The sequence below is a fragment of the Amycolatopsis sp. WAC 01416 genome, from assembly GCF_003947485.1.
In the GTDB taxonomy this organism is placed as follows: Bacteria; Actinomycetota; Actinomycetes; order Mycobacteriales; family Pseudonocardiaceae; genus Amycolatopsis.
The window spans coordinates 189,373-215,789 of record NZ_QHHX01000008.1 but is presented as its reverse complement, the minus strand read 5'-3'; the positions used below and the strand labels follow the sequence as shown (position 1 = coordinate 215,789).

At 67.4% G+C, this 26,417-nt stretch carries 22 protein-coding genes; 4 read left to right on the top strand and 18 right to left on the bottom strand.

Annotation, left to right across the window (positions count from 1 at the left end; translation table 11 throughout):
- Window positions 1-287: 287 nt before the first annotated feature.
- From DL990_RS27340 to DL990_RS27330, 3 genes are all read right to left on the bottom strand, one after another.
- Entirely contained in the window at window positions 288-1,055 is a 768-nt protein-coding gene (locus tag DL990_RS27340; protein WP_125785572.1) for a trans-aconitate 2-methyltransferase, read from the bottom strand.
- A gap of 128 nt (window positions 1,056-1,183) precedes the next feature.
- Window positions 1,184-2,344: an epoxide hydrolase family protein gene (locus tag DL990_RS27335; protein WP_125785571.1), complete on the bottom strand. Its 1,161-nt coding sequence runs from the start codon at window positions 2,342-2,344 to the stop codon at window positions 1,184-1,186.
- A gap of 52 nt (window positions 2,345-2,396) precedes the next feature.
- Window positions 2,397-3,581 (bottom strand): acyl-CoA dehydrogenase family protein, encoded by a 1,185-nt coding sequence (locus tag DL990_RS27330; protein ID WP_199746619.1) that lies wholly within the window; start codon window positions 3,579-3,581, stop codon window positions 2,397-2,399.
- Window positions 3,582-3,796: 215 nt separating this feature from the next.
- On the opposite strand from DL990_RS27330, the gene DL990_RS27325 reads away from it, so the two are divergent.
- Both DL990_RS27325 and DL990_RS27320 read left to right on the top strand, forming a co-directional pair.
- Complete coding sequence (locus DL990_RS27325; RefSeq protein WP_125785570.1) at window positions 3,797-4,375, top strand: dihydrofolate reductase family protein; 579 nt, start codon at window positions 3,797-3,799, stop codon at window positions 4,373-4,375.
- 185 nt (window positions 4,376-4,560) lie between these two features.
- On the top strand, window positions 4,561-6,018 hold the full coding sequence (locus DL990_RS27320; RefSeq protein ID WP_125785569.1) for an MFS transporter: 1,458 nt from the start codon (window positions 4,561-4,563) through the stop codon (window positions 6,016-6,018).
- A gap of 445 nt (window positions 6,019-6,463) precedes the next feature.
- Here DL990_RS27320 and DL990_RS27315 read toward each other — a convergent pair whose 3' ends face one another.
- The 5 genes from DL990_RS27315 to DL990_RS27295 form a co-directional block, all read right to left on the bottom strand.
- Window positions 6,464-7,003 carry a pyridoxamine 5'-phosphate oxidase family protein gene (locus DL990_RS27315; RefSeq protein ID WP_125785568.1) on the bottom strand — a complete coding sequence of 180 codons (540 nt, stop codon included), beginning with the start codon at window positions 7,001-7,003 and terminating at the stop codon, window positions 6,464-6,466.
- 59 nt (window positions 7,004-7,062) lie between these two features.
- Window positions 7,063-7,656, bottom strand: a complete 594-nt coding sequence (locus DL990_RS27310) for a TIGR03086 family metal-binding protein (RefSeq protein ID WP_158632656.1) — start codon at window positions 7,654-7,656, stop codon at window positions 7,063-7,065.
- A gap of 5 nt (window positions 7,657-7,661) precedes the next feature.
- Entirely contained in the window at window positions 7,662-8,648 is a 987-nt protein-coding gene (locus DL990_RS27305) for a sigma-70 family RNA polymerase sigma factor (protein ID WP_125785566.1), read from the bottom strand.
- A gap of 148 nt (window positions 8,649-8,796) precedes the next feature.
- Window positions 8,797-10,176 carry an NAD(P)/FAD-dependent oxidoreductase gene (locus DL990_RS27300; RefSeq protein ID WP_125785565.1) on the bottom strand — a complete coding sequence of 460 codons (1,380 nt, stop codon included), beginning with the start codon at window positions 10,174-10,176 and terminating at the stop codon, window positions 8,797-8,799.
- A 40-nt stretch (window positions 10,177-10,216) separates the two neighbouring features.
- Window positions 10,217-11,614, bottom strand: coding sequence for an NAD(P)/FAD-dependent oxidoreductase (locus DL990_RS27295; protein WP_125785564.1), 1,398 nt, complete (start codon window positions 11,612-11,614; stop codon window positions 10,217-10,219).
- Window positions 11,615-11,881: 267 nt separating this feature from the next.
- On the opposite strand from DL990_RS27295, the gene DL990_RS27290 reads away from it, so the two are divergent.
- Together DL990_RS27290 and DL990_RS27285 are read left to right on the top strand one after the other, a co-directional pair.
- The gene (locus DL990_RS27290; protein WP_199746618.1) at window positions 11,882-13,060 is read left to right on the top strand and encodes an acyl-CoA dehydrogenase family protein; all 1,179 of its coding nucleotides are present in this window, start codon (window positions 11,882-11,884) and stop codon (window positions 13,058-13,060) included.
- Between the two features lie 31 nt (window positions 13,061-13,091).
- Window positions 13,092-13,523 carry an SgcJ/EcaC family oxidoreductase gene (locus DL990_RS27285; protein WP_125785563.1) on the top strand — a complete coding sequence of 144 codons (432 nt, stop codon included), beginning with the start codon at window positions 13,092-13,094 and terminating at the stop codon, window positions 13,521-13,523.
- A 333-nt stretch (window positions 13,524-13,856) separates the two neighbouring features.
- Here the strand turns inward: DL990_RS27285 and DL990_RS27280 are convergent, their stop codons facing one another.
- The 10 genes from DL990_RS27280 to DL990_RS27235 all read right to left on the bottom strand — a co-directional run bounded on the left by DL990_RS27280 (window position 13,857) and on the right by DL990_RS27235 (window position 26,411).
- Window positions 13,857-15,263, bottom strand: coding sequence for a DHA2 family efflux MFS transporter permease subunit (locus tag DL990_RS27280; protein ID WP_125800344.1), 1,407 nt, complete (start codon window positions 15,261-15,263; stop codon window positions 13,857-13,859).
- Window positions 15,253-16,272 (bottom strand): carboxymuconolactone decarboxylase family protein, encoded by a 1,020-nt coding sequence (locus DL990_RS27275; RefSeq protein ID WP_125800343.1) that lies wholly within the window; start codon window positions 16,270-16,272, stop codon window positions 15,253-15,255. Before DL990_RS27275 ends, DL990_RS27280 begins: the two co-directional genes overlap by 11 nt.
- On the bottom strand, window positions 16,269-17,069 hold the full coding sequence (locus tag DL990_RS27270) for a TIGR03084 family metal-binding protein (RefSeq protein WP_125800342.1): 801 nt from the start codon (window positions 17,067-17,069) through the stop codon (window positions 16,269-16,271). The genes DL990_RS27275 and DL990_RS27270 overlap by 4 nt, the downstream gene beginning before the upstream one ends.
- A 163-nt stretch (window positions 17,070-17,232) precedes the next feature.
- A complete protein-coding gene (locus DL990_RS27265) occupies window positions 17,233-18,870 on the bottom strand; it encodes an FAD-dependent oxidoreductase (protein ID WP_125800341.1) in 1,638 nt (545 codons plus the stop codon).
- The gene (locus DL990_RS27260) at window positions 18,867-19,421 is read right to left on the bottom strand and encodes a DUF5987 family protein (RefSeq protein ID WP_199746617.1); all 555 of its coding nucleotides are present in this window, start codon (window positions 19,419-19,421) and stop codon (window positions 18,867-18,869) included. Before DL990_RS27260 ends, DL990_RS27265 begins: the two co-directional genes overlap by 4 nt.
- Window positions 19,422-19,464: 43 nt before the next feature.
- On the bottom strand, window positions 19,465-20,826 hold the full coding sequence (locus tag DL990_RS27255) for a cytochrome P450 (protein ID WP_125785557.1): 1,362 nt from the start codon (window positions 20,824-20,826) through the stop codon (window positions 19,465-19,467).
- On the bottom strand, window positions 20,823-21,863 hold the full coding sequence (locus DL990_RS27250) for an enediyne biosynthesis protein (protein WP_199746616.1): 1,041 nt from the start codon (window positions 21,861-21,863) through the stop codon (window positions 20,823-20,825). Before DL990_RS27250 ends, DL990_RS27255 begins: the two co-directional genes overlap by 4 nt.
- A 5-nt stretch (window positions 21,864-21,868) precedes the next feature.
- Window positions 21,869-23,815 (bottom strand): CRTAC1 family protein, encoded by a 1,947-nt coding sequence (locus tag DL990_RS27245; protein ID WP_199746615.1) that lies wholly within the window; start codon window positions 23,813-23,815, stop codon window positions 21,869-21,871.
- A complete protein-coding gene (locus tag DL990_RS27240) occupies window positions 23,812-24,828 on the bottom strand; it encodes a DUF1702 family protein (protein ID WP_125785555.1) in 1,017 nt (338 codons plus the stop codon). The genes DL990_RS27245 and DL990_RS27240 overlap by 4 nt, the downstream gene beginning before the upstream one ends.
- A 596-nt stretch (window positions 24,829-25,424) precedes the next feature.
- The gene (locus DL990_RS27235; protein WP_125800340.1) at window positions 25,425-26,411 is read right to left on the bottom strand and encodes a DUF1702 family protein; all 987 of its coding nucleotides are present in this window, start codon (window positions 26,409-26,411) and stop codon (window positions 25,425-25,427) included.
- Between the last annotated feature and the right edge of the window lie 6 nt (window positions 26,412-26,417).

The window sequence follows — 26,417 nt, the reverse complement described above, 5'->3', positions numbered from 1 at the left end:
GCGTCGCGAAAGTGGCTTTCACAACGCATCTCGACCCTGAGTTTCAGCGACAGCACCGGCGTAGCGAAGGCCCCTCTCCGCCACCATCCTGCCCCCGACGTTGCGAAAGCCACTTTCGCAACGTTGAAGGTTGCGAAAGTGGCTTTCGCAACCCGCCACTTTTGACGTACCCCTAAAGTGTCCTCTATGGACAGTCGGGGTACGTGCCCGGCCACGGTAAGGAGCCCCGTCCCCTCAACCTCACTTGACCAGCAGTTATGCGACGTTGCTGTCATCCTGAAGCGCGGCTAGAGGTCCGCCTTCAGTTTCGCGTTGGCGTCCTTGACCAGCACCATCACATCCTGGTGGAGATCCCACGCCGCCTCGTCGTACCCGGCGAGGCGCAGGTCCGGCGTCTCCAGCGCGCGCTGCACCGCCCAGCCGGGCGAGCTGAGCGAAATGCCGTACCCGTCGTTGCCCGCGTAGTCGTTGTAGCCGAAACCGCAGGCCTTGTACGCGGCGAGCATGCGGTCGGTGGCACGCGCGTCCAGCCCGTAGTCCTTACCCGCCTCGGCCCGCATCGCCATCCGGCGGCCATGCGTGGTGACCACCGCGACCCCGCCGGGAGCCAGCGCGCGTGAGAAGTAACGCAGCAGCGGGCCCCAGTTCGGGGCATCGAGATGGGTCAGCACCGAACCGCACCACAGCAGATCCACATCGGTGACCTGCTCGATGTCGTCCACATCCGGCGCACCGAGCACCGCCCGCGCACCGAACGCCTCGGCGCAGCCGGCCAGCGCCGCCGGGTCCATGTCGCACGCGATCAGCTCGGCCGCCGGGAAAGCGGCACGCAAGGACCGCATCACCCGGCCGTAACCGCACCCGAAATCCAAGAGCCGCTTGGGTTCCGGCCGTCCGGTGATCTGAAGGGCGGCGAGCACCGCACGCAACGCGTCCCTGGACACGCTCAGATAGTGCTCGATGTTGTTGCTCGCGAACATGCTGTCGCCGTCGGCGATCGTCGTGCTCACGCCCGTCATGATCCGCGCGACGGTCTCGTCCAGCGTTTCGCTCATCCGGCAACCGTATCGACCGTCCGGCGATCCCTGCCGGTCCGGTTCCCGATGTCGCATCGGAGACGCTCAGTGTCTCCAATGCGACATCGGGAACACGGCCGGCAATCGAACCGTCGCTCAAACCGGGTTCACTGGGCGTCGAGAGCCCGCCGGAACGCCCTCAGATCGCCGACGAACAGGTCGGGCTCTTCCAAGGCGGCGAAGTTCCCGCCGCGGTCGTACTCCGCCCAGTGCACCACGTTGGGGAAGTCGCGATCCACGAACTTCCGGATGGACATGAACGGCGCCTTCGGGAACACCGCGACGCCGAGCGGCGCCGAAATCGGCGGGTACGTACCGGTGGTCGCGGCGATGGGCAGCTGGTCGACGATTTCGTAGTACAGCTGCGCGGAAGAACCGCCGGTGCCGGTCAGCCAGTAGAACATCACGTTGGTCAGGATGCGGTCGAGACTCGCGGCGTCCTCCGGCTTGGTCTCCGCGTCCGCCCAGTCCTTGAACTTCTCGATGATCCAGGCCAGCTGGCCGACCGGGGAATCGACCAGCGGGTACGCGATCGTGTTCGGCCGGGTCGCCTGGAGCTTCATGGAACCGGAGAGGACATCCACGAAACGGGCGGTCCGATCCAGCCGAGCCTGCTCGGACGCGCTCAGGCCGACGAGATCGTCCGGGTTCCCACTGGGTTTCGTGACCAGGGTGTTCAGGTGGAGACCCGCCACGTGGTCCGGATCCTTCAACGCCACGAAAAGGGAGACCCCGGAGCCGAAGTCCCCGCCTTGCGGCACATAGTGATCGTAGCCGAGGCGCTCCATCAGCACCGCCCACGCCGAAGCGATCCGTTCGATCGTCCAGCCGGGTTCCGAGGGAGGGCCGGAGAAACCGAATCCCGGCATGGCGGGAATCACCAGATCGAACGCGTCGCGCGAATCGCCGCCGTGCGCACGCGGATTCGTCAGCGGACCCACCACGTCGAGGAACTCGACCACCGACCCTGGCCATCCGTGCGTTATCAGCAGCGGAAGCGCGTCGGGTTCGGGCGAACGAACGTGGATGAAGTGGATGTTCGCGCCGTCGATCTCGGTGACGTACTGCGGCAACGTGTTCAGTTCCGCCTCGGCCGAACGCCAGTCGTAGGAGTTCCGCCAGTAGTCGACGACCTCCTTGAGATAGGCGGTCGGCACGCCGCGATCCCAGCCGACGTCGGGAAGATCCCGCGGCCAGCGCGTCTGGTCGAGGCGACGATCGAGATCGTCCAGCTGCGATTGCGGTATTTCGATGCGAAAGGGTTTCAATGGACTTCCTCGCGTGTAGTGCCGACGTGGTGACCAGTCGGGACGGACGGCCTCAGAGATACGTCGTGTTCGGCTCTAGCCCGCACAGATGCCTGCCGAGCAGTTCGATGTTCGTGTTCGGGCTCGTCAAGGCGTGCAACGCGATCGTTTCGATATCCCGATGTATCCGCTGGATCGGCACATCGTTGTAGATCGAGCTACCGCCGCTCGCGGTCGAGACGATCCGGATGGACTCCTGTGCCAATTGTGCCACCCGCCCCATTTCGACCCGGGAGCGAATTCGTTCGGCTTGCGTCCACGGCTCGTTGCGCGCCGCCTTCGCGTCCACCAGGTCGGCGAACGTCTGCGCCCGAAGCCGCGCTTCCTCGGCGAGCAGAGTGGCCTCGCCGACCTGGAGATGCGTGAGCGGCGCGGTCAGCTGCGATTCGTAATCCGTGTACGTGATCTTCCGCCCGGGAAGCCGGTCCAGGAAATGCTCGATGGCGGCCTCTGCCGCGCCGACACATTGACCAGCCGTGGCGATGGTGGAGGTGACCAGCATGGGCACCTGATAGATCGCCTGGGTGGAGTTCGTCTCCGATTTGCATTGCTCGTCGAAGAATTCCATCACCGGGCGAACTCGCGCTCGGGGGACGAACACGTCGTGCGCGCGAACGCTCACACTGCCCGAACCGCGCAGGCCGTGAGTGTGCCAGTCGTCGATGACCTCGAAGCTCGACGCCGGCAGGATCGCCATGATCGGACCTTCACCGGCGCCCGCTTCATCGGGTTCGGCGACCACCAGTTTCCAGTGGCTGTGGAGTACCCCGCTGTTGAACCTCCATTCGCCACTGATGACATAGCCGCCGTTCGTCCGCGACGCTTTCCCGCTCGCCGCCAACGTTCCGCAGACCCGCGAGTTCGGAGTCGCGAACACCTCGTCCTGCACCTCGTCCGGATACAACCCGGCGATCCAGTTGATGAGCGACCAGACCGAAACGCAGAAAGCGGCGGAACTGTCACCGCGAGCGATTTCCGCGTGGACGTCGATGAGCGTTCTCGCGTCGCTCTGATACCCACCGTATCGCGTGGGAACGCGCATTTTGAGCAGGCCGGAACGTTCGATCCCCTCGATCACGTCCGCGGGGAGCCGCCGGTTCTCGTCGATCCATTGAGCACGTCCCCTGATGAGAGGGACCAGCTCGGATGCGCGCGCGACCAACTCCTCTCGTGAAGGGGATTGGATATCCAGCACCATCTTGACCTCCGGCGATTCGTTCGCTTGGAGCGCGGTATGACTGGATCCTGTCCGCCGCGAACCCGGGCTGCATCTCCGAGTGTGCCGTCCGGCGCCGCCACAAGATCATCTCGGCCTGCCGCACTACGATCCGTGATCACGGGAAGAATCTCCGCGCCGGGCGATGAGTTTTCCGGCGCCGGCGAGTCTGTATTGACGAGACGAAGGGAGACATCGTGCGGAAAGTGATCGTGCAACAGTTCGTGTCCTTGGACGGCGTGGTCCAGGGGCCGGGAACGCCGGACGAAGACCGCGAAGGCGGTTTCGAAGGTGGCGGCTGGACCGCGAAACACGCGGGCAGCCTGCTCAGCGACACCTTTTTCACGTGGACGGCCGACGAGGACGCGCTGTTGCTCGGCCGGAAGACCTACGACATCTTCTACGCGTACTGGCCGACGACCGGCGATCACCCGATCAACAAACGCCTCGAGGCGATGGACAAATACGTCGCGTCACGCAGTGTCAAGTCCGCTGACTGGGTGAACACCACCATGATCGATGGCGACGTGGCCTCCGCCGTGAAAGAGCTCAAAGACGGAACGGGCGGACCGATCTGGGTGTCGGGCTCCGGCAACCTGACCCATACGCTCATGCGGAACGGCCTGGTCGACGAGTACCGGCTGCTCTTCTTCCCGGTGGTCGTGGGATCCGGGAAGCGTCTCTTCGTGGACGGCGCGATCCCCGCCGACTTCGATCTGGCCTCGTCACGCACGGTCGGCGACGTCATCGTCGCCACCTACGAACGCCGCGACTGACGCCGCCCGTCCGGCGATCGCGACCGGTCACCGCCTGATTCCCGGCACAGCGATCAGTTTGGGCACTCCCGCCTGGTCTGTACTTCTGTCGCCTGCACGCGACTACCGACCATCACGAGCATCGAACAGGAGTGTCTGGCAATGACGAGAACTACAGCTTCGATGGGCGCAAAGGGGATGCGGCCTTGAATACCTCAACCGTCACCCCGTCCCGTCTCCGGCCGGGATGGGCGCTCGTCGCAGTGGGCATCGGCGTCTTCCTGACGTCACTCGACGTCGTCGTGGTCGCGACCGCGTTGCCGAGTTTGCAGGCCGAACTGGGCGCCAGTCTCTCCGAGCTGGAATGGACCATCAACGGCTACAACCTGGTCTTCGCCTGCCTCGTCCTCACCGGAGCCGCGCTCGGGGATCGCTTCGGGCGCAGGCGGATGTACGTACTCGGGCTCGGCTTGTTCGCGCTCGCGTCCGTGCTGGCCGCGATGTCGACCTCCATCGACACCCTGATCCTGGCGCGGTTCGCGCAGGGTGCGGCCGCCGCGGTGGCGATGCCGCTGAGCATGAGCCTCCTGGCGGACAACTTCCCGCCGGAGAAGCGCGGCGCCGCCATGGGCATCTGGGGAGCCATCGCCGGTGTCGGCATCGCCGGCGGCCCGGTCGTCGGCGGCTTCATCACCGAGGGGCTGTCCTGGGAATGGATCTTCTGGCTGAACGTTCCCTTCGCGATCATCGCGATGGCTCTCGCCTACGGCGTCCTTCGTGAATCGTACGGCGGGCGACCGAAGCTCGATTTGGGTGGTCTGGCACTGGCAGGTGTCGGCCTCTTCGCGCTGACTTGGGCCGGTGTGCAGGCGCCCACCGTGGGCTGGGGCAGCTGGGAGGTCATCGGCGCGCTGATCCTCGGCGCCGTGCTCATGGCCGCGTTCGTCAAATGGGAGACCCGGACCAGTCACCCGATGATCCCGTTGGCGTACTTCCGGAATCGTGGTTTCGCCACCGCGAACGTAGTCGGTTTCTGTCAGCAGATCTCGGTGATCGGCACGCTGTTCATCCTCGCGCAGCTCATGCAGACCGGACTCGGCCTCGACCCGCTCCAGACAGGTCTGCGTCTCCTCGTGTGGACCGGTATGCCGTTCCTCGTCGCACCCATCGCGGGCAGCCTGGCCGACAAGTTCGGCACCCGGCCGTTCATGGTCGCCGGCATGCTGCTCCAGACCGCCGGGCTGGCGTGGATGGGAGCCGTCACGGCGCCCGGCATCGGCTACGGGCAACTGATCGGCCCGCTCATCGTGTCCGGCGTCGGTATCTCCATGTGCTTCCCGACGATGACGACGCTCGCGTTGAGTTCGGTTCCCCCTGGCGACACGGGGACCGCGGCCGGGGCCAACAACGCCGTCAAGGAACTGGGCAGCGTCTTCGGTGTCGCCATCCTCGGCGCCGTCTTCGCGATGTACGGCAGTTACGCCAGCCCGGCTTCGGCGATCGACGGCTTCCAAGCGGCACTCTACGTCGGTGCGATCGGCTCGGTCTTCGGTGCCATCGTCGCGGCGTTCTCCCCCGGGAAGAGGGCCGCCGGTCTGTCCGCGCCCGCCGGCGACACCGGAACCCCAGATCCGGCTCCCGCCGAAGGCGCGACAGGACGGTAGGTACCCCTCGAAGCCAGGGCCGTGCCGGGAGACCGGCACGGCCCTGGTTTCTGTCGTGAGCGGGGTGGGGTCGTGAGCGTGATGCCTGGTTTGAAGTACATGAAGGTCCCCTTCCTGTACTTAGGCGCAAGGATGGGGTCCTTCACGCGCTGTCGCCGTAGCGCTGAGGCTCACGGGGGCGTTCCTGCCCGGCCCCGGTGTGTCGTGAAGGGCCCCTTTGAGACCTTCAACGTCTCAAAGGGCCCCTTCACGACATCCCCACGGACCGGTGACCACTCACGTGGTACCTAAGACACCTTGGCTCCAACGACCCAAAACACTCACGACCCCCTCGCGCCTGACCAGGGCCGAAGGCTCCCTGAGTTGCTCAGGTTCCGGCTTTGATCAAGTCGGTCGAGAGGGCCGGAACCGGAGCAGGTAGGAAAAGCCGGTCCGTGCCCAACGCTCAAGGGCCGAGTTCCGCCGTCGGCGGGAACCGGGAAACGAAGTCGCAGACCGAGATATGGGTCGGGGTGAGTGAGATGATCGCCCAGTCGTTGTCCCGTTCGACGTGCCCGTCGGCCCAGTCTTTCAGTTTCCTGTCGTCGCCGATCATCCGGCGGGCCATCTCCAGATGTATTTGCGGGATCCCCGAACAGATCTCGATCGAAGTGGTCCCGCGTCCGGTCACGGCGATCGGCGCGTAGTCGACGACCGGCAGGCCGAGCGACGACGAGATCTTCACCCGCGCCTCGGCCGCGGTCGGGCCGGGACCGACGTCGAGGGAGAACGCGGCCTCCGGGCGCGCCGCGATGGACTTCACTTTGTACGCCGAGGCCGGCGACGCGAAGATGAAGGCCGCGCCGTCCCAGAGATAGACGACCGGGATGACGCGGGGACTGCCGTCCAGACCCGTGTATCCGAGCCGTAGCGCGATAGGCATCTCCAGCAGCGTCCGCACGACCGGATCGGTCTCCACGAGTCGCACGATGTCGGAGTATTTCATCTAGTACTTCCTCACGGAGTCACGACGCCGGAACGAGGCGCCGATCTCGTCGTTCGGTCTCACCCTGGCATTCGCCCGAGGAACGCGACGAACTTGTCCGTCTCACTCGCCGAAGGGCCCACTTTGACCGGGGGCGCGAAGAAGGGCGACCGATGCGACTCTGGAATGACAGAGTGGCTCAATTCGAGCAGGTCACGAGCCAACTGTTTCGGAACGTCGAGATTGTGGCCGCAGGCATGCGAAATGTCCCACGCGTGCGCGGCGACCTCGATCGCCCCCACGCTCGCGGCGACGCCACCGTCCAGCGGACGGTCGCCGATGGACAGTGACGGCGAGGATTCCCGCATGCTCACGACGCTCAGCAGACGGCTGGCCAGCACCTGTGCCGTGATCGTCGGTCCCGGCTTCGGCATCGGCGCCGAAGCCATCGCCCCCTGCCCTACTTTGAAGAGTTCGACTCCCCCGGTCACGATCCCCTCGTGCAGGTCCGCCATCGACTCGTTGACGTGCCAGAGAAGTTCGCGCAGGGTCCATTCGCTGCACGGCGTGGCCCGCTCGAGATCGACCTCCGCGATATCGGTGAAGACCACGAGCGCATAGACGATCGAGCCCTCCAGCAGCCTCGACCCGTCCGCGAACCCCACTCCAGGCACGGGTTTCACGTCCCGCTCGGTCCAGACCGACGGCCGAAGACCTCCGGCAGGTCGAAGAGCTCGAACAGGCCGGGCGACTGGTACGACACGATGTGGTCGATTCCTTCGTTGGTGACCGACACGACGTTGAGTTGATGTGCGCGGTGCACTCCGTCGCTTCCCCGCAGGTACGCCGCGAACGCGGGCTGCCCGTTCGCCGAGGTCCGGACGAGCCGGTTGTCCCCGGCCGCCGAAGGACAGAAGCGATCGATGAAGGACTCCATCGCGTCGCGGCCGGCGATCCACATCGGCAACGGCGGCATCTCCCAGACCGCGTTTTCCGTCATGATCCCGGCCAGCGCGCTGCTGTCCGCGTTTTCGACGGCGGCCACGTATTTGTCCAGCACCGCGCGGCGGGCGGGCACGTCGACGACCTCGTCCTCCGCGGGAGCGGCCTTCTTGACCGTCGCACGAGCTCTCTGCAGCGCGCTGTTCACCGCGGCATGGCTGATTCCCAGCAGGTCCGCGACCTCGGGTGTCTGCCATTTGAGCACGTCACGGAACAACAAGACCGCGCACTGCTTCGGTGGCAGCAGCTGCAAAGCGGCCACGAGGGCGAGCCGCATGCTGTTGCGCGACGCCGCGACGGTGGCCGGATCCTCCGTCCCCGCCCCGAACACCTTGTCCGGGCTCGGTTCGACCCACCGCACGTGCGGCAGTGGCGCCAGCGCGCTCGGCGCGACGTCCAGCGGAGGATGGCCGAGGCCCGAAGGCAACGGCCGCCGTCCGCTGCGCTCCAGTTCGGTGAGGCACACGTTGGTCGCGATCCGGTACAACCACTGACGCAACGACGAGTGTTGTTCGAGCCCGCCGAAGCCACGCCAAGCCCGCAAGTACGTCTCCTGGACGAGCTCCTCGGCGTCATGGACCGAGCCGAGCATCCGGTAGCAATGCGCCAGCAGCTCACGGCGGAAAGGCGCGGTCACCCGCTCGAAATCCTCCTCGACCAGCACCTGCTGCCTCCCCTCACCTCACCGGCACCCATGCCTCGTCCCCGCCGGCGATTCGACGTCACAACGATACAGACCAGCGGGCCTGCCGAAACTCATCGCTCGCGCCGAAAATCACCCTGTGTGAACGCCGAACCCGCGGAAACAGGCCCTATCGAGTGGCGCTCGAAAGGCCCACGTCCGCTCCGCGGGCAGGTCGTCCCTTCACCACTCGACGTGCCGTGCGCAGGGCGTCGAGCATGAAAGCAGGCCGCATGAGCGTCTGCGGCGGGTCGACGAGACCCGCCACCCGGAAGAACGCCGCCGTGAACCTGCCGCCCACCTGCGCGGCGGTATGCAGGCGCGCCATGAAGAGGTTCCCCATGCGAACCTGCAGATCCCGCTTTCCGACCACTTGCGGGAAGGCGAGGTCACCGCCCGCGGAAATGCTCCAGGGCACGTCGATGATCGGTTTCAGCTCGCGGAAGAATTCAACCGGCCGCGGCTGTCCCTTCGCGAGATGCTCGGCGAGTGCGACAGCCTCCATGGCGGCCACGGTCATTCCCTGGCCGTAGACCGGGTTGAAGGCGCACACGCCGTCACCGATGACCAGGAAAGCGGCCGGGAACCGGGTCAGCTTGTCGTACCGCCGTCGAATGCTCGCCGGGACCCGGAACGACGTCGCCTCGCCCACCGGTTTCGCCGTGTGCACCGCGCCGTGGATCTCGGGCGCGGACAGCGATCGCGTGTAGTCGAGGAACCCGTCGAGTTCACCGGGCGGCCGGTCGCCGATGATCCCGGTCAAGGAGACCAGTGCCTCCCCGTTTCCGAGATTGACGAAGAAGGCGCCCCGGGGATTCGCCGGACAGGCGACCGGGTTGATCGCCAGGTCGTTCCCGAAGGGATCTTCGGTCAAGGTGAAATTGCGCGAGGTGTAGGTCAGGTCGATCTTGATGCTGTCCTCGCTCGGCCGTTCGTAGCCGAACTCCTCCAGCCAGGCGGGCGTCCTGCTGCCCCGGCCCGTCGCGTCGACGACCAGGTCCGCGGTGAGGACGTCGTCGGCCTCGGCGGTCGTGCCCGCGACTCGGACGCCCTTCACCCTCGTCTTGTCGCCGGAGACGATCAGACCGCGGATCACCGTGCTCTGGAGGACTTCGACGTTCGGCAGAGCGAAGACCCGGTCACGGATGTAGGCCTCCAGCTGTGGCCGGGTCGCCGACACACTCAGCAGGCCGCAATCCTTCTGCGCCAGCCGGGCGCCGTTGAAATACCACCGCAGGCGGCCCGCCATGTCGCCGATGGGGACGCCGTCGTCCTGCATCTGTGCGAGCAGCCCCGGGAACAAGTCCTCCAGGATCTGCTGGCCCTTGGCGAGCAACGCGTGCGCGTGCGAGCCCTGCGGTATCCCGCGACGGGTACCGGTCACACCGATGATCTCGTCTCGTTCGACGAGGAGAACCGTGCGATATCGCTTGGACAGCACCCGAGCTGTCAGCAGACCGGCGATACCCGCGCCGAGAACGACCGCTCGTTCGCCTAGATGATCGACCACGTGAAGCCTCCGTTTCAGGGACCGACGGCCCATGGGATCTTCATGACAGCTCCTCCCGATCGTGGAGCGGAGCAAGCGGCTTGGGCGCCGCGGACCGGGACGGGCCCGGGGCCGGCCTGCCGAGGCCGTGCTTCAGCACACGCCTCACCATCGACGGCCGCATCAGGGTCTCCGGCGGGTCGATCAGGCCCGCCACCCGCATGAACGCGCCGGCGACCCCGGCGTCCTTGGTAGCGGCGTACTGGAGACGGGACATGTACGCGTTGCCCATCCGCACCTTGAGCGTGCGGCGGCCCTGCACACGCGGGAAGTTCAGGTCGCCGCCCGCCGAGATGTCCCACGGCGCGTCGATCACCTTCGCCAGGTCCGTCAGGAACGATCCGGGCCGCACACCGCCCTTCCGCAGATGCTCGCGCAGGGTCAGTGCCTCGATGGACGCGACGCTCATACCCTGGCCGTAGACCGGGTTGAAACTGCACAGCGCGTCGCCGATGAGCAGCAGGCCGTCCGGGAAGCGGGAAAGGCTCTCGTAACGGCGCCGGACACTGGCCGGGAAGCCGAAGCTCACCGGCGCGTCCAGGCCTTCGGCGTCATGGACCGCGTCGTAGATGTCCGGCACCGGCAGCGAGCGGACGAATTCGAGGAACGCGCCGGGCTCCGTCGGGGGATGGTCGCCAAGGATGCCGGTCAGCGAAAGGATGCACGTGTCCTTCCCGATCTGCCCGAAGAACGCGCCCCTCGGATGCGCGGGCGAGGCGACCGGGTTGATCGATTGCACGCCGCCGAACCATTCCGGCCGCGTCCGGTAGAGCCGGGTCGTGTAGGCGAGGCCGACTTTGACCTTGTCCTCACGCGGGCGGGCGTAACCGAATTCCTCCAGCCAGGCGGGTGTGCGCGAGCCACGCCCGGTCGCGTCCACGACGAGATCGGCCTCCAGCGCCTCCTCCTGGGCGCCCTCGGCGCGTGACCGGACCCGTGCCCCGATCACGCGGTCCCGGCTCGGTGTGGCCAGCAGGCCGAGAATGTCGTGCTTTTCCAGAATCCTGACATTCGGCAATTCGGCGACTCGAGCGCGTAGATAGCCTTCCAGGAAGGGACGTGGCGCCGTCACCGAGATCAACCCGGTGCGCGACGGCCGCAACTCCCGCGCGTCGAAGAACCAGCGCATTTCCCCGAGATCACCGGTCGGCACGCCGTTGGCGCGCAATTCTTCGGTGAAACCGGGGAACAATTCCTCGATGATCAAATGGCCACGAGCGTGCAGGCCGTGTGCGTGCCGGGTGTGCGGAGTCCCTTTGCGTGCCTCGTAAACCCCGACGATCTCGTCGCGATCGACGATCAGCACCTCGGAAAAGAATTCGGCGAGCACCCGCGCGGCCAATGTTCCGCCGATGCTGCCGCCCAGTACGATCGCCCGTCTCCCGGTCACGTTACTCACGGCGCCAGTCCCCTTTCTCGTGATCAGCTCGGGTAATGCTTTCAGCCGACGGAACGGCGGCGCATCTTTGAGGGTGCGGCGGCAATGGACCGACCATGGCAGTGTCGTACCCGGTCACGCATCTCTGGTTGTGCGCGGGTGAGCCCGGTTCAACGCGGCACGATCGAAGATGCCCCGGCCCACCCACGATGAAAGCGTCTTGCTCACCGGGGCGGACAGACGGCGGTGAACGCGTTCCGTCCACGCCTTCACGAGGAGGTTTCAGTCTTGTCCACCGAAATTCCCACGCGCGAGCAACTGGTGCGGCGTATCTCCGAGCTGCGGCCAAGTCTCCGAGACAAGGCCGGTTGGGCCGAGGAAAACCGTCGGCTCCACGACGACACGATCGACGTGCTGGCGGACGCCGGCGTGTTCAAATTGCGCACACCGAAGCGGTACGGCGGATTCGAGGCGGACACCGCGACACTTCTCGACGTCGCGGCCGAAATGGGCAGGGCGGACGGGTCCACCGCGTGGACCGCGGCGGTGTATTGGATTCCCACCTGGATGGCGTCGCAATTCCCGGACGAGGTACAGGACGAGGTGTTCTCGACACCCGATGTCCGCGTATGCGGCACGCTCAGTCCGACCGCGATGGCCACCCCCGCCGACGGCGGCGTGGTGATCAACGGTAAATGGGGCTTCATCAGCGGTGCCCATCACGCGCACTGGCAGGAGGTCATCGCCGTGCTGGTCGGCGGTGAGGGCGAGCCCTATCCGATCATGGCCCTGGTGCCGATGTCGGATCTGCTCATCGTCGACGACTGGCACACCTCGGGCCTCAAGGGCACCGGCAGTGTCAGCACGGTGGCGAAAGAGGTGTTCGTCCCGCAGGCACGCATCATGCCGCTCCCCGCCATGCTGCAGGGGCAGTACGCGAGCGTTCGGAACGCCGACGCGCCGATCTACCGGGCCCCGCTGCTGCCGGTCGCGTCCGCTTCGTCGGTCGGCAGCGTGCTCGGGATGGGCAACGCCGCCAAGGAGTTCTTCCTCAAACGCCTGCCCAACCGGAAGATCACCTATACGGCCTACGAAAGTCAGCGCGAGGCACCGCTGACCCATCTCCAGGTCGCGAGCGCGTCGTTGAAACTGGACGCCGCGGAGTTCCACGGGAAGCGCCTGACGTCACTGGTGGACACCAAGAGCGTCGACGGCACCTCGTGGAAGCTGGAGGAACGCGCACAGGCACGCGCGGACATGGGCGCGGTCTGCGCGCTCGTCAAGGAGGCGGTGGACATCTTCAGCACCGCGAGCGGCGGGTCGTCGATCTACACGGACGTGCTCATGCAGCGCATCCAGCGGGACGTCCAGGCCGTCAACCTGCACGCGCTCATGCACCCCGACACCAACACGGAACTGTACGGCCGCGTGCTCTGCGGTCTCGAACCCAACACGCTGTACTTCTGATCGCCGAAATCCGGAACAGGGAAGGGAACCCATGGACTCCAGCACCAAGGCGGAGCAGGCCGCGGTCGCCGCGCTCACGCAGAAGGTGATTTCGGCCTGGGCGTACAACGACGCCGATACCTTCGCCGACGTCTTCACCGAGGACGGCACGATGATCCTGCCGGGCCTGTACAAGAAGGGCCGTGAGGAGATCCGCGCCTACCTCAAGGACGCCTTCGCCGACCAGTACAAGGGCACCCAGGTGACCGGCAAGCCGGTCGACATCCGGTTCTTCTCGAGCGAGGTCGGCCTGCTGCTGACCCAGGGCGGGGTACTCGCGCCCGGCGAGTCCGAGGTCTCGGACTCGCAGGCGATCCGCGCGGCGTGGTTCGTGGTGAAGCAGGACGGCGAGTGGAAGCTCGCCGCCTATCAGAACAGCCCCGCCACCCAGCGCCTTCCCGTCCCCGGCACGTCGGCGAACTGACACCACGCCGGTCTTGCGCCCGAACGTCCAGTCAGAGGACGGCGTTCGGGCGCATCGGCGTGAGCGGGTGCCGGGGGTCTCCGTGAAGGCCTCCTTCCCTACCTTGAGGGTAGGGAAGGAGGCCTTCACGGACTTCCGGCGGGGGAACCCTGTCGCCACTCACGACCACCTCGTTGGCAAGTCCGCCGGCGAGGCCACGCCACCCCCGAATTACGGGTCAATAAGGTGGACACGCGTGATTGAAGGCGCAACACACGTGATTGGGCGGCGAACTCGCGTGATTGAAGGCGCAACTCGCGTGATTGGAGGCGGAACACGCGGGCGTTCGTGCCCTCAACGTGGCTTCGGCTTCATGAGTGTGGCCAGGGCGGCACCGGCCACGAGTACACCGGCCAGGACGGCGAGGGCCGTGCGGGCGGCGGAGAGGAACGCGTGCTGCCCGAGTTCCCCGGCGACGCGGTTCTGCAGGATCGCGCCGGCCACGGCCGCCCCGAGCGCGCCGCCGACCTGCCGGGCGGTGTTCAGGATCCCGGACGCGGCACCGGAGTTCCCTGGGGTGATGTCGCGCATGGCCTCGGTCGTCGCGGGCGCCAGGGTCAGGCCCTGTCCGACGCCGACCGCGATCAGCGGGAGGACGAACACCGCGGCGGTCGACGAGGAGTCCGGCAGGAGCCCGACGCCGAGCACGCCGAGCGCGAACAGCGCGAGCCCGGAAACGAGCAGCGGTTTGCCGCCGATCCGGTCGGTCAGCCTGCCGGCGACCGGAGCGACCGCGCTGAGCGCCAGCGTCCAGGGCAGCGCGCTCAGACCGGACTCGACGGGGCTCATGCCGAGCAGCGTCTGCGTCTCGATCACGAACACCAGCAGCAGGCCGTACAACGCGAACGAAGTGATCAGCGTGATCGTGGTCGCGATGGCGAAGTTCCGGTCACGGAACAGCGTGAGCGGCACCAGCGGTTCCGCGCGGCGCCGCTCCCACAGCACGAACGTCACGAGCAACACCACCGACGCGGCGAAGATCGCCGGAATGGAGACCGGGCCGGCCACCTTGCCCCAGTCGTGCCGCTCCCCCTCGATCAGCCCGAACACCAACGCGGTCAGGCCGGTGGTGGCGAGCAGCACGCCGACCGGGTCGAACCGGTGCGAGCGTGCGGTGCGCGGGGCGGGCACGAGCCGGAGGGTCGCGACGATCGCGATCAGGCCGATCGGCAGGTTGAGGTAGAAGACCGACTGCCAGCCGAATTCGGTGACGAGCAGGCCGCCGAGCGTCGGCCCGCTCACCGACGCCAAACCCGCGACCGCGGTGAAGATCCCGAACGCGGCGCCACGACGTCGTGCCGGGAAGATCGCCGAGATCAACACGAGTGCCTGGGGTACCAGTGCCGCCGCGCCGACCCCCTGCAGGATCCGGAAGACGATCAGCATCCCGGGAGTGGCCGACAGTCCACAAAGGACAGACGCGACGGTGAACCCGGCCAGCCCGGCGATGAAGACCGCGCGCGGGCCGACGAGGTCGCCCAGGCGGCCGAAGACGATCAGCAGCGCCGCGAAGGTCAGCAGATAGCCGTTGAAGATCCACAGGATCTCGTCGATCCCGGCCTCGAGCACGCGCATCATCACCGGCGCCGCGGTGTTCACGATCGTGGTGTCGAGCAGGATCAGGAAGTTGGCGAGGCACAGCACGCCGAGCGCGGGCCAGGGACCGGACCGCACTCCGGTCCGCGTCAGATCACCGCGCATCCTGGCCGGTTTTCAGTACACCGATCCTTCGCGCGGCCGCCATACTCGCCCATGACGTCACTTCGACCAGGGCCCTGTCCTCCCGATGGACGCGCCGGAACTCCGCCACGACCGTCTCGTCGACCTGGTAGGAGGCCATCGCGGTGACCAGGGCGAGCCGGCCGGCCGCGCGTTCGGACGCGGGCAACACCGTGATCGCCTCTTCGGCCCAGGCCCGGCTCGGTCCGGTCGGCCGACCGTCCCATGTGGACAGTCGCGCGCAGACCAACGCGGCGACACCCTCGCTGACGCTGTCCCGGGTGGCGGAGTCGATCGCCGCGGCGGCACTGGCGAACGCGGCCGCGATGACGGGATTGCCCGCCGCCCACCGCAGATCCGACGGCAGCGGTTCCCGCGGCAGTAACTCGAGCGACGTGCCGGGCTCACCCGGCTTGGCCGCCACCGCACCCATGAACCTGCTGAAGAAGGCCTCCGCCGCGCCGCGGGCCGCCGCCGGGAGCTCGTCCGGCAGCGGCGAATCTTCGAGGAACACGTTCACCATGCGGTTCAGGTAGTGGAAGCACACCGCGACCCCGACGAGTTCCGCGGTGTGTTCGGCCGGGAACGGGCGGGTTTCCGCCACCCCGGGCAGCCGCGCCCAGGCCGCGATGTCCATGTCCGCGGGCAGGTCCGCCGAGGCGCCGATGCCCCGCACCGTCGCGCCGTGCACCGTCACGCAGTACGGGCACTCGTTCGACCGCGACACCGCGGTGGCGACACGTTCCTTCGTCCGGCGATCGACGATTCCGGGCGCGACCAGCGTCTCCCGCAACATCATCCAGCTCCCGGCGAGCGCCGCCGGGGCGGCGGCGTGCAGCGCCACCGGCGGGGCGAGCATGCCGAAGTCGCGTTCGACCTGGCGGTACACGTCCGCCACCAGCCCCGTCGCCCGCCGCGGCGCGACCGGGGTCACATAGCGGATCTGCCTGAGCGAACGGCGCAACGCGGTTCGCAGCAGCCTGGAGGTCATGATCCTTGACTGAACTGTCCCGCTTCGCGCCCTTCGCCCGCGGGCCCGCGGTAGGCCTGTGCGATCTCCAGCCAGTGTGCCGCGTGCTCGCCGGTGGCCACGAGGGCGAGGTCGGAGTGGTGACGGCGCCGGGTCACCAGCAGGCAGAAGTCCTCCGCCGGACCCTCGACGCGCTGAGTGGCGTCCTCCGGCCCGAAACCCCACTGGGTGCCGGCGGGTGACATGAGGTCGAACCGGAACTGCTCGGCCGGCGCGGTGAGCCCCCTGGCCAGATAGCCGAAGTCCCACGTCCGCACCGCGAACGCGACCAGATGGCCGAGGCGTTCCGTCCGGGTCCGGCGCACGCCGAGCGCGTCCGCGATGTCCTGGCCGTGGGCGAACATCTCCATCATCCCGGCACTCGCGAGGATGGACGGCGGCAGCGGATTCACCAGCCACGGAACGAAACCGGCGGGATCGGCGGCGGCCAGCGCCTTCGACGCCGCGCCGCGCTCGGCCTTCCACCGGTCGAACAGCACGGCGGGAGGATCGGGCAGGAACTGCGACAGCGCGGCGTGGACGTTCGCGTCGAAATCCGGCCCGAGGCTGCCGGCGAGGTTCTTGAACCCCTCCGGATCGGCCGCGGCCAGCCCCGCCATCCGGAAGGTCGCGGCGAGATGCGCCACCTGATGCGCGATCGTCCACCCCGGCGCCGGGGTCGGCGTGGCCCACTGTTCCGGCGTGAGCGACGCGAGCAGCGCGTCGAGCTCATCGCCGTCGGCGTCCAGATCCTGAATGACTTCCCGCAAACCGGCCACGCCGTTCACCTTTCACACGAATCGACAAGGATTTCCTCGGACTTAGCTTGGCGGTGCCGCCGGTGCGCTGTCATGTCCCATCGTGCGCCGGACCGGCAGCCGGCGTGTCCACAGTGGACAGGCGAAGGTGACGTGTCGTGGCGGGTGGCAGGTCCGTGAGCTCTCAACTGGCGGAGGCCGTTGCGGGCGCCGTCGTCGTCACCCTGGACGGCAGCGGAGCACCGTACTCGACCCGCACCCCGCGCTCCCGCGCCGCTTCGACGATGGCGGGAATGGCGCGTTCGGCCAGCGCGGCGATCGTCAAGGCCGGGTTCACGGTGAGCGCGCCGGCGACCGCGGAGCCGTCGGTGACGAAGATCCCGGGATGGTCGCGCAGTTCGTGCCGGTCGTCGAGGGCCGAGGTCGCCGGGTCGTCGCCGATGCGGCAGGACGCGAGCGGGTGCACCGTGTAGGCACCGACCACGTCATTGGTCCACGGCATGACCTTGGCCAGCCCGTCGCGCTCCAGGATCGACTTGACCTCGGCGTCGGCCATCGCCCAGCCGCTCAGGGTGTTCGGCGTCGGGTCGTACCGCAGCGAACCGCGGCCGAGCATCTGCTGGGAGATCCGGTATGCGTTGCCGGTCGGCGGCGGCGGGCCGAAGACGCCCTCGTTGTCGTCCTCGGTCATCAGGAAGATGGTCAGCCATGACCGCCACTTACTGAGCATTTCCTTCTTGGCGAGGCCGAACCAGGCCGGGCCGGTGGCATCGGGTGCCTGGGCGAGGATCGTGCCGAGCCCCGGCGGGAAGTACAGCTGTTCCAGGGAGAACCGGGTGTACTCCGGCCGCGAGCCGTCGAGCTTGTCCCAGTTCGCCACCACCGGGCCCTTGCCGATCTGGTTCGCGGCGTAGGCCGGTCCGTCCTCGCGGGACAGGCCGAGCACCTCGCCGACGCGGTCCTCGTCGATGATCGCGGTGTTGAGCCGCTCGCCGTTCCCGGAGAAGTACCGGCCGACCGCGTGCGGCATCGGCCCGAGCTCGGGCTCGGAGCGTTGCAGGATGACGGGGGTGGCCGCGGCGCCCGCCGCGAGGACGACGATCTTGGCGTCGATGGCGCCGCCGGGCTCCTGGAGCCGGTAGTCCACCTCGTCGACGCGGGTGTAGTGGATCCGGTAGTCACCGTCGTCGTTCCTGGTGATCCGCTGGACCTCGTGGAGCGGGCGGATGTCGGCGCCGTGGCCGACCGCGCCGGGAATGTAGTTGAACAGCAGCGACTGCTTGGCGTCGAACCGGCAGCCCGCCATCATCCAGTTGCAGTTGGTGCATTTCGCGGCGTCGATCCCGACCGGGACGGGGTTGGCGGTCCGCCCGGAGTGGTTGCAGGCGGCGGCCCACAGCCCGCCGGCGTAGGTGACCTCGCTCCAGCTCTGCTTGCGGACCGGCACCACCTGCGAGACGCGGTCGTACCACGGATCCAGCGTGTCGCGGCTGATGGCCTCGGGCCACATGCGGCGCCCGATACTGCCGTGACGGTCGAAGACGAACCGCGGCGCCCGCGGCAGCGCGGCGAAGTACACCACGCTGCCACCACCGACACAGTTCCCGCCGAGCACGCTCATCCCGTCGCCCGCCACGAAATCGAAGACCCGGGTGTACGACTTGCCGAGCAGGTAGTCGTGGTCGAAATCCTCACCGGACAGCCAGGGCCCGCGTTCGAGGACGACGACGTTCGCCCCGCCCGCGGCCAGATGGTAGGCGGCGATGGCGCCACCGAATCCGCTGCCGATGACGACGACATCGGTCTTCTCGGTCGCGTTCATGACAGGCTCCCTGATTCGGTGGTGTCCGGATGCGACTTCGCCAGCACCCTGCCGTACGAATACTTCGGGAACCGCCACAGGCCGTCGGATTCCGGTTTGGCGAAACCCATCGCGAGCAGGCCTGGATGTCCTTGTTCGATCGCGTCGGTCGTGCTCATGTGCGCGGCGCTGTCGTAGGCCATGTTGCTGAACAGGGCGAGCAGGACCCACCCGTCCTTCTCCGGATGGCCCGGCGTGGTGAGCCGCTCCACCAGCGCGGTCCGGTCGGCGAACGCCAAGGCCACGAACGGCGGGACGGACTCGTCCAGCGTGAGGCCGAGCTCCTGCGCATAGGCCGTCGCGTGCCCGTTGAGCGCGGCCGACAACGGTCCGAGACCTTCGGAGACACCCGTGGCGTCCCACTCGAGCAGTTCGATGGCACCGGCGGCGACCGCGCCGCCCCCGTCCGAAACCCCCGCGATAGCCCGGTCGTCCGGTGCTCGTTTCTCGCCGGGGATGATGGTGTCCGCGAACGCTTCGAGCGTCATCGTCTGAAGCTGGTAATCATCCATATTCCGATACCCTCGTCATCTGACCGGAGTGCTACGGGGGAATTCACTGTGCCGAGTGGACGGTCATGGGCAGGCCACCGCGAACACGCAGTGACAACATCGGTTCCGCGACGGCGTCGTATCCCGGCCGCTTCTTCAGCCGCAGCTCGCGGCTGATCATCGCGATCACGAACACCGCTTCCATCATGCCGAGGTTGCTGCCGACACAGAACCGGGGACCGGCCCCGAAGGGAATGTAGGCATACCGCGGACGGCTGCCGGTGTTCTCCGCGGAGAACCGTTCCGGCGAGAACCGCCCGGGGTCGTCCCAGAACTCCGGATGCCGGTGCAGCGTGTAGGGGCAGACCACGACGTCGGCGCCGGCCGGGACCGGGTAGCCGCCGATGTCGTCGGCCCGCTGGGCCTGCCTGGTGAGGATCCACACCGGCGGATAGAGCCGCATGACCTCTTCGACCACCATGGTCGTGTAGGTCAGCCGGTGCAGATCCTCGTAGGACGGCGGCCGATCGCCGAGCACCTCCACCGCCTCGGCGTGGAGCCGCTCGAACACCTCCGGATGCCGGTCCACCAGATGGAAGGTCCAGCCCAGCGTGCTCGCGGTCGTCTCGTGGCCGGCGAGCAGCAGCGTGACCAGCTCGTCCCGCATCCGCCGTTTGGCGACCTCCGGCCGCGGCTCCTCCTTGGTCGAAGCGATCAGCCGCGTCAGTACGTCGTCGCCGTCGACGCGCGGATCGGCTTTGCGCTCGACCACCAGTGCCTCGACGATCCGGTCGAGATCCTTGCGCGCCTTGCGGAACCGCAACTGCTTGGGCAGCGGGATCCACGTCGGCACCATGCTCAGCGAGACCATCTCGAACATCGCCTGGTCCTGCACCGCCTCGAACGAATGCCCGATCGAGTCGAACGCGCCCAGATCGGCGTCGAGCAGGGAGCGCCCGAGCACGCCGAGGGTGAGCCCCGTCATCTCTTCGACGATGTCGACGGGGTCACCGCCCACGTGCGTTTTGAGCCTGCCGACGAGTTTCGTGGCCTCCTCGGCGACGACCCCCGCCTGCGCGGCGATGCGTTTGTGCTGGAACACCGGTTGGATCGTTTTCCGCTGTTTGCGCCACAGCTCGCCCTCGCTGGTCAGCAAACCGTCGCCGAGGGCGCGTTTCGCCTGGACCAGGCCGATTCCCTTGTGGTAGTTGCCACTGTTGTCGGCCAGCACGTGCTTCGCATATTCCGGATGGTTGAAGAAATAGAGCGTCTTCGGCCCGATGGCGATCCGGGATGCGTCCCCATAGGTGTCGGCCGCCGAGGTCATCAGTGCGAGCCGGTCACCGATGAGTTTCCTGAGCAGACCGAACGTCTGGGTACGCGGCGGACCGGACAGCGACCGGGCCCGCTGCGGCGCGACGGTCATGTCCGCACGACCTTCTTGTCCTCGCCCGTGCCGTCCAGGGTCGCCGGCGGCGCGGGGGTCAGCGAGACCGTCACCTTGCCGTCACCGTTGGTCTCCGGTGCGGCGGCCTCGGCCCGTTGCTTCGCCTCGAACTCCTCGCGGGCCTTGTTGGAGAAGTGCAGGCCCCACAGGAACAAACCGCGGACGAGGCAGACGATCGCCGTCGCGAGGAAGATGCCGTACGCGATGTGCGCGACCATCAGGAAGCCGTAGATGATCGCCACGCCGGCACCGAACGCGATCTGCGAAGCCGGTTTCGACGGGCTGGTCCCGGGGTCGGTCACCATGTAGTTGGTGAAGAGGATGAAGGCGACCCCGGTCATCATGCCCAGCGCGGCGGGAATGGACGTGTCGAAGAAGATGCCACGGACGATCGCCTGCAACGCGAAGGTGATCACCCACGCGCCGATCAGCCACATCCGGCCGGTGAGCTTCCCGTTGAGCATGGTGCCGCCGAGGATGATGATCCCGGGCACCAGCCAGTCGACGAAACCGGAGACATGCTCGGTGAAGTGGTACGGCGGCGCGATGTTCACCCACGGGAAGATCAGCAGCAGCACGGCGATGCCGAAGTTCGACGGGTTCATGTAGTGCCGCAGCCTGCCCCGCACCGGGGCGCGCAGGACCCACTTCGTGCCGACCGCGACCACCACGCCGAAGATCAGCACCCAGACCTGGTCGTTGACGTAGATCAGCATGTTCATGGCGAGACTGGTGATGTGCGCCGGGTAGAGGAATTCCACCATCCCGCGAACGCCCCGGCCCGCGTAGCGCGGCGCCCGGTGGTCGACCCGGGCGGCGAGCGCCTCCAGGCCGATCTCCACGGTGTAACCGGTGGCCAGCGCGATGAACGGCCAGATCCACGGCTGCTCGAAACCCAGCAGCGCGTAGCCGATGATGTTGAACACCGAGATCGACATCGCGAAGTTGCGCAGCGCGATGGTGACCTTGGGATCGTGCCGCGGAGGTGCCGCGGTGCTCGTCGTGTTCTCAGCCATACCGATCACTTCTCCTTGGCCTGGGCGCCCAGCTGCAGGGTGTGCCAGCCAGGGGTCAACTTCAGGTCCTGCTCGTGGATCTGCCCGCTTCGGTCACGCCACTTCAGGTGGACCTGGACCGGGCCGTCGAGGTCGCCAAGGCCGATGTGCACCTCGTTGCTGCGCTTGCCGGAGTGGCCACCGCCGCCGTCGACGCGGCCGACGAGCTTGCGTCCGTCCGGGGTCGTCACCGTCACCTGGGCACCGACCGCCGGCGAACCGGGAGCCTGTCCGGTCGCGGCCTCGTGGAACAGGCGCAGCCCGAGGTGGGCACCGGAGTCCTTGGCGACGTTCTGGTAGAACACCGGCTGGTCCCACTGCCGGGCCACGGCGAAGTCGAGCTTGCCGTCACCGTCGGAGTCACCGGTCGCGATACCGCGGGTGGGCACCGGGACGTCGAGCTTCAACGCTCCGGAGATGTCGCCGTAGGTCCCGTCGGCGCTGCGGGCGTAGAACGCGAGACGCTGGCTGCCCGCGATGTCGTCGCCGTGGTTCACGTTCGGCCACGCGCCGGGGTTGGACAGGATCCCGTCGTTGGCCGTGGCCAGCTCCTGCAGCTGCGGCCACCGGTTCACCTGGCCCTTGACGAAGCCGGTCGCCTGCGCGATCTCCACGGCGCCGTCGTTGTCGAAGTCGCCCGTCTTGACGTCCCAGCCCCATCCGGACCACGCGGTGCGCGAAGGACCGCTGGTGTCGGCGAACGGCGGGGTGCCCTCGGCGAGCTTGGCCCGCACGTCGGCCTGGTCCTTGGCCGTGTTCATGAACTGGAAGTTGCTCTCCTCGATGCCCCACGAGGAGGTGATGTTGCTGACGAACATGTCGTACAGCCCGTCACCGTCGAGATCGCCGAAGTCGACACCCATGCCCTTGAACGAGTCGATGCCGACCTGCTTGGACTTGGGGATGACCGGTGAACGCACGTCCTTGACCAAGGAGAACTTCAGCTTGCCGGGGGTGGACTGGTTGTACAGGAGGTTGTCCGGCCCGAAGTCGTTGGCGAGGTAGAGCTCCGGAAGGCCGTCGCCGTCGAGGTCGTTGGCCGCCGCGCCCAGCTCCCAGCCTTTCGACACGTCGACCGGCAGCGCGTCGTCGATGCGCTGATAGCTCACCGACGGGCTCGCTCCCGTCGTCGCGCCGGTCCAGCGGAAGAAGTAGTCCTCGCCGCCGTTGTAGGCCGCCGACATGGAGTCGTTCATCTCGACACCACCGGACACCCGGTCGTCGAGTACCGGCCCGTGCGGGAAGTAGTTCGTGATGAGGATGTCGCCGTGCCCGTCGCCGTCGAAGTCGTCGAAGGCGACCGCGTTGGTGTTCCACTGCGGACCGTTGTACTCGGCGCCACCGTTGCCGGGGACCAGTTCGGTCGGCGTGAACGCGGCGGGGCCGAGCTTGGTCGCGTCCGGCTCGGCCAGGAACACGATCGGGGTGCGTCCCCAGTAGTAGACCAGCAGATCGGTCCGGCCGTCTTCGTTGAAGTCGCCCGGCAGGCAGCCCATCGGCGCGATGCGGTCGTTCATCGGCAGCGGGCTCGGCGACAGCGCGAACGGCGCGTACCGGTCCGCCTTCGCGTCCGGCGTCGGGGTGACGACGACCTGGTCGATCCGCGGGTCGGTGACGCAGAGATCGTTGGCGAGGCGGTCACCGTCGACGTCGTTCATCGCGATGGCCGCGCCGACCGAGGAGATCCACGCGTCGATATGCTGATAATCCTTGTTGACCTTGCGGATCTCCTTTTGCGGGAAACCGCTCGGCATCGCGATCGAAACCGGGGTGAAGCCGAATTTCCCGGCGAGATTCGCCGTCTCGGCGGCGGAGGTCGCAGGCTTTTCGGCGACCACGAACATGGCCGCCATCAAGACCAGCGCGACCACGCCTGGTAGTTGCTTGCGCAACCAGCCGGCTACAGACTTCACTGACTGACACCTCCAAGAGAGACGAATTCTCCGGCGATACGATCGCGCCACGCTTCGAAAGCGGGCGATTCGCCGTCGACGACTTTGTCAGGGCGGAGATCCTGGGTGATCTGCGCCGCTTTCTCGGCGGAGAAACCACACAGGATCCGAGTGGCCGTTTCGGTGTGCGGCACGAGCAATCCGGCCCGGATTCGCGCTTCCGCGCCGAACGCGCTGCCCTGTGCGACCTGGGGACGGAATCGGCCCGCCCGGTCCGCGAACACGCGCAGCTCCTGTTCGTCGGCCCCGCCGGCATAGGTCGCGGCGAGCCCGGCCCCGCTGTACAGATCCGCCCTGCGCGACTCGGGGAACTTGCCGATCATCGCCGTGACACGTGCGGCATCGGTACCGCCGACGAACCACATCGCGCGGCCGATCCCCTGGTCGATGGCGTTGGCGGCATAGCCGGAGCGGCCGTCGGGCCACGGGAAATCCCGCTCCTGGTACTGCTCGTGGACGTAGCGCGCGGTGTGGAAGTAGGCCTGATGGAACCCGTACCCGTCCAGCACGAGCCAGCGCAGCAGCGGATCGGTGGTCGCGCTCTTCGGCCAGCGGAACCTCGGCAGCCGCGCCATCGCCCAGCCGATTCCGACGTAGATCATGTAGATATGCGGCGCACCCGGACCGGCCAGGAATTTCTCGGTGAGCCCGCTCGGCCCCAAGGGCAGTCTGTCCCGGACGGTGAATCCCATGGCCGCACCCTCATAAGCGAATCCGCGGAATCGGGCCGGTACGGTTTCCAGGTTCTCCGCTGCCTCTTCGACGGTGCGCGCCTCGGCGGCGTACCCGTATCCCGTGAGGAACGTTTTACCGACGGTCTCCAGCATTTCCTGAGCGGCCGGGTTCTTTTTGTGAAAACCGCGAACATCCAGCGATGTCGCCGAAACATTCGGTGTCAAGACCCGGCGTCGTAGTGCGCGCCAACCTGTCCCCAATGTGATCCGCCTCCGTATGTCCCTCGTTCGGCGATTCATCCCGAAGAGAGCTTCACAGGTGAGCGGTGGTGCGGGCCACTCCGAATGTGCTCTGGTGCAGCGTCCGGCGTGTCCACAATGGACATTGAGACGTGCGGATCGCCCGTCCGCGAGGGTCTCCTTGCCTACCCTAACGATAGGCAGGGCAAGGATGACGTGGTCGAGTCGGCGGCAGGAGCGGGGTCACCGAGACGCCTGGCGCACTCTTGACCATCCACAAAGGACAGAAGTTAGACGCCAAGCCCCCATTTCGGGCCTTTTTTCGCGAGGGGGGGTCGCGGGTGGCGTGTCGCAACGAAGGTCCGTGAAGGCCTCCTTGAGGGACTCTGGGTCCCTCAAGGAGGCCTTCACGGACTTCTCTGATGTCACGTCTGCCCCACTGACACCGGGGGTCACATCGCCGGGTAGCGAGGGGCTCCTTCGCTACCCTCAGGGTAGCGAAGGAGGCCTTCACGGACCGGGGAGTGCCGCAGCCCTCACGCCACGGTTGACTTACCGCTCGATAGCGTCGTTACCACTCACGACCTTCCTGCAAAACCGTACACATGGGCACCAAACAGGCATTTCACCGCCGGGGTCGGCCTTCACGCGCGACCTCAGCCGGCGTCGAGCGAAGCGAAATGCGCGCGGATCTTCTGCCGCCACAGCTCGTAAGGCGGTTCGGCGGGGCTTCCGCCGTCGTGGACGGCCGTCCCGTCGGCCAGCCGCACGGCCGCGTCGAGGGTCAGGTCGCCGAACGCGCGGACGGCCTGCTCACTGTGTTCCGGCACGAAACCGGCGTGGACCCTGGCCTTGGCCGCGAACACCATGCCCAGCGCGAGATCGGGCCGGTAGCGCCCGGCCGCGCGGCGGAGGTCCACCAACCCGTCCGGCGGGCAACCACCGGCGAAAGTCGCCGCGAGACCGACGCCGCTCCACAGGTCCGGTCGGCGTTCATCGCCAAAGCGTCCGACAGCCTCGGCGACGGCCTCGGGAACGGCGCCGTTGATGAACCACAGCGCCCGCCCGATCCCCTGGTCGATCGCTCGCGGGAAGTACTCCGGGCAACCCTGCCACGGGTACGGCTTCGGGATCCGCTGCTCGTCGACCCACTTCCGGGTGTCGAAGTAGGCGCGGTCGAAGCCGTAGCCGTCGACGGCGAGCCAGCTCATCGTCGGGTGGTACGGCGACGTGCTCAGTGCCGGGACCACCTTGCCCCACAACGCCCTCGGCAGCCGGGCCATGGCGAAGCCGATCCCGATGTAGGCGAGGAAGATATGCGGCGCGCCCGGTCCTTCGAGCAGCTCGCGTGTCCGCGTGCCCCGGCCGCCGCGCATGGCGTCCAGCACGGTGCAGGCCATGGTCGCGCCCTCGTACGCGAAGCCGAGCTGCTCGGGAAGGACCAGTTCGAGCCTGCGCTCCAGCTCCCATTGATCCCTGGCGTCGATCCCCCACTCGAACCCGCAGAGCACCGCCTGCGGGATCGCCTCGAGGGTGCCCGCCGCGGGCGCGGCCGCCGCCGGGAACCCGCGTCTGGCGAAGGTCACGTCGCGCAGCTGCGGGGTCAGGACGTATCTGCGAACGGATCCGAGTGCGGTGGGCATGGTCTG

Excerpts from the sequence above, each read along its gene's own strand:
- DL990_RS27340 (WP_125785572.1), bottom strand. The coding sequence starts at position 1,055 with ATGAGCGAAACGCTGGACGAGACCGTCGCGCGGATCATGACGGGCGTG.
- DL990_RS27330 (WP_199746619.1), bottom strand. The coding sequence starts at position 3,581 with ATGGTGCTGGATATCCAATCCCCTTCACGAGAGGAGTTGGTCGCGCGC.
- DL990_RS27315 (WP_125785568.1), bottom strand. The coding sequence starts at position 7,003 with ATGAAATACTCCGACATCGTGCGACTCGTGGAGACCGATCCGGTCGTG.
- DL990_RS27285 (WP_125785563.1), top strand. The coding sequence starts at position 13,092 with ATGGACTCCAGCACCAAGGCGGAGCAGGCCGCGGTCGCCGCGCTCACG.
- DL990_RS27280 (WP_125800344.1), bottom strand. The coding sequence starts at position 15,263 with ATGCGCGGTGATCTGACGCGGACCGGAGTGCGGTCCGGTCCCTGGCCC.
- DL990_RS27275 (WP_125800343.1), bottom strand. The coding sequence starts at position 16,272 with ATGACCTCCAGGCTGCTGCGAACCGCGTTGCGCCGTTCGCTCAGGCAG.
- DL990_RS27265 (WP_125800341.1), bottom strand. The coding sequence starts at position 18,870 with ATGAACGCGACCGAGAAGACCGATGTCGTCGTCATCGGCAGCGGATTC.
- DL990_RS27260 (WP_199746617.1), bottom strand. The coding sequence starts at position 19,421 with ATGGATGATTACCAGCTTCAGACGATGACGCTCGAAGCGTTCGCGGAC.
- DL990_RS27255 (WP_125785557.1), bottom strand. The coding sequence starts at position 20,826 with ATGACCGTCGCGCCGCAGCGGGCCCGGTCGCTGTCCGGTCCGCCGCGT.
- DL990_RS27250 (WP_199746616.1), bottom strand. The coding sequence starts at position 21,863 with ATGGCTGAGAACACGACGAGCACCGCGGCACCTCCGCGGCACGATCCC.
- DL990_RS27240 (WP_125785555.1), bottom strand. The coding sequence starts at position 24,828 with ATGAATCGCCGAACGAGGGACATACGGAGGCGGATCACATTGGGGACA.
- DL990_RS27235 (WP_125800340.1), bottom strand. The coding sequence starts at position 26,411 with ATGCCCACCGCACTCGGATCCGTTCGCAGATACGTCCTGACCCCGCAG.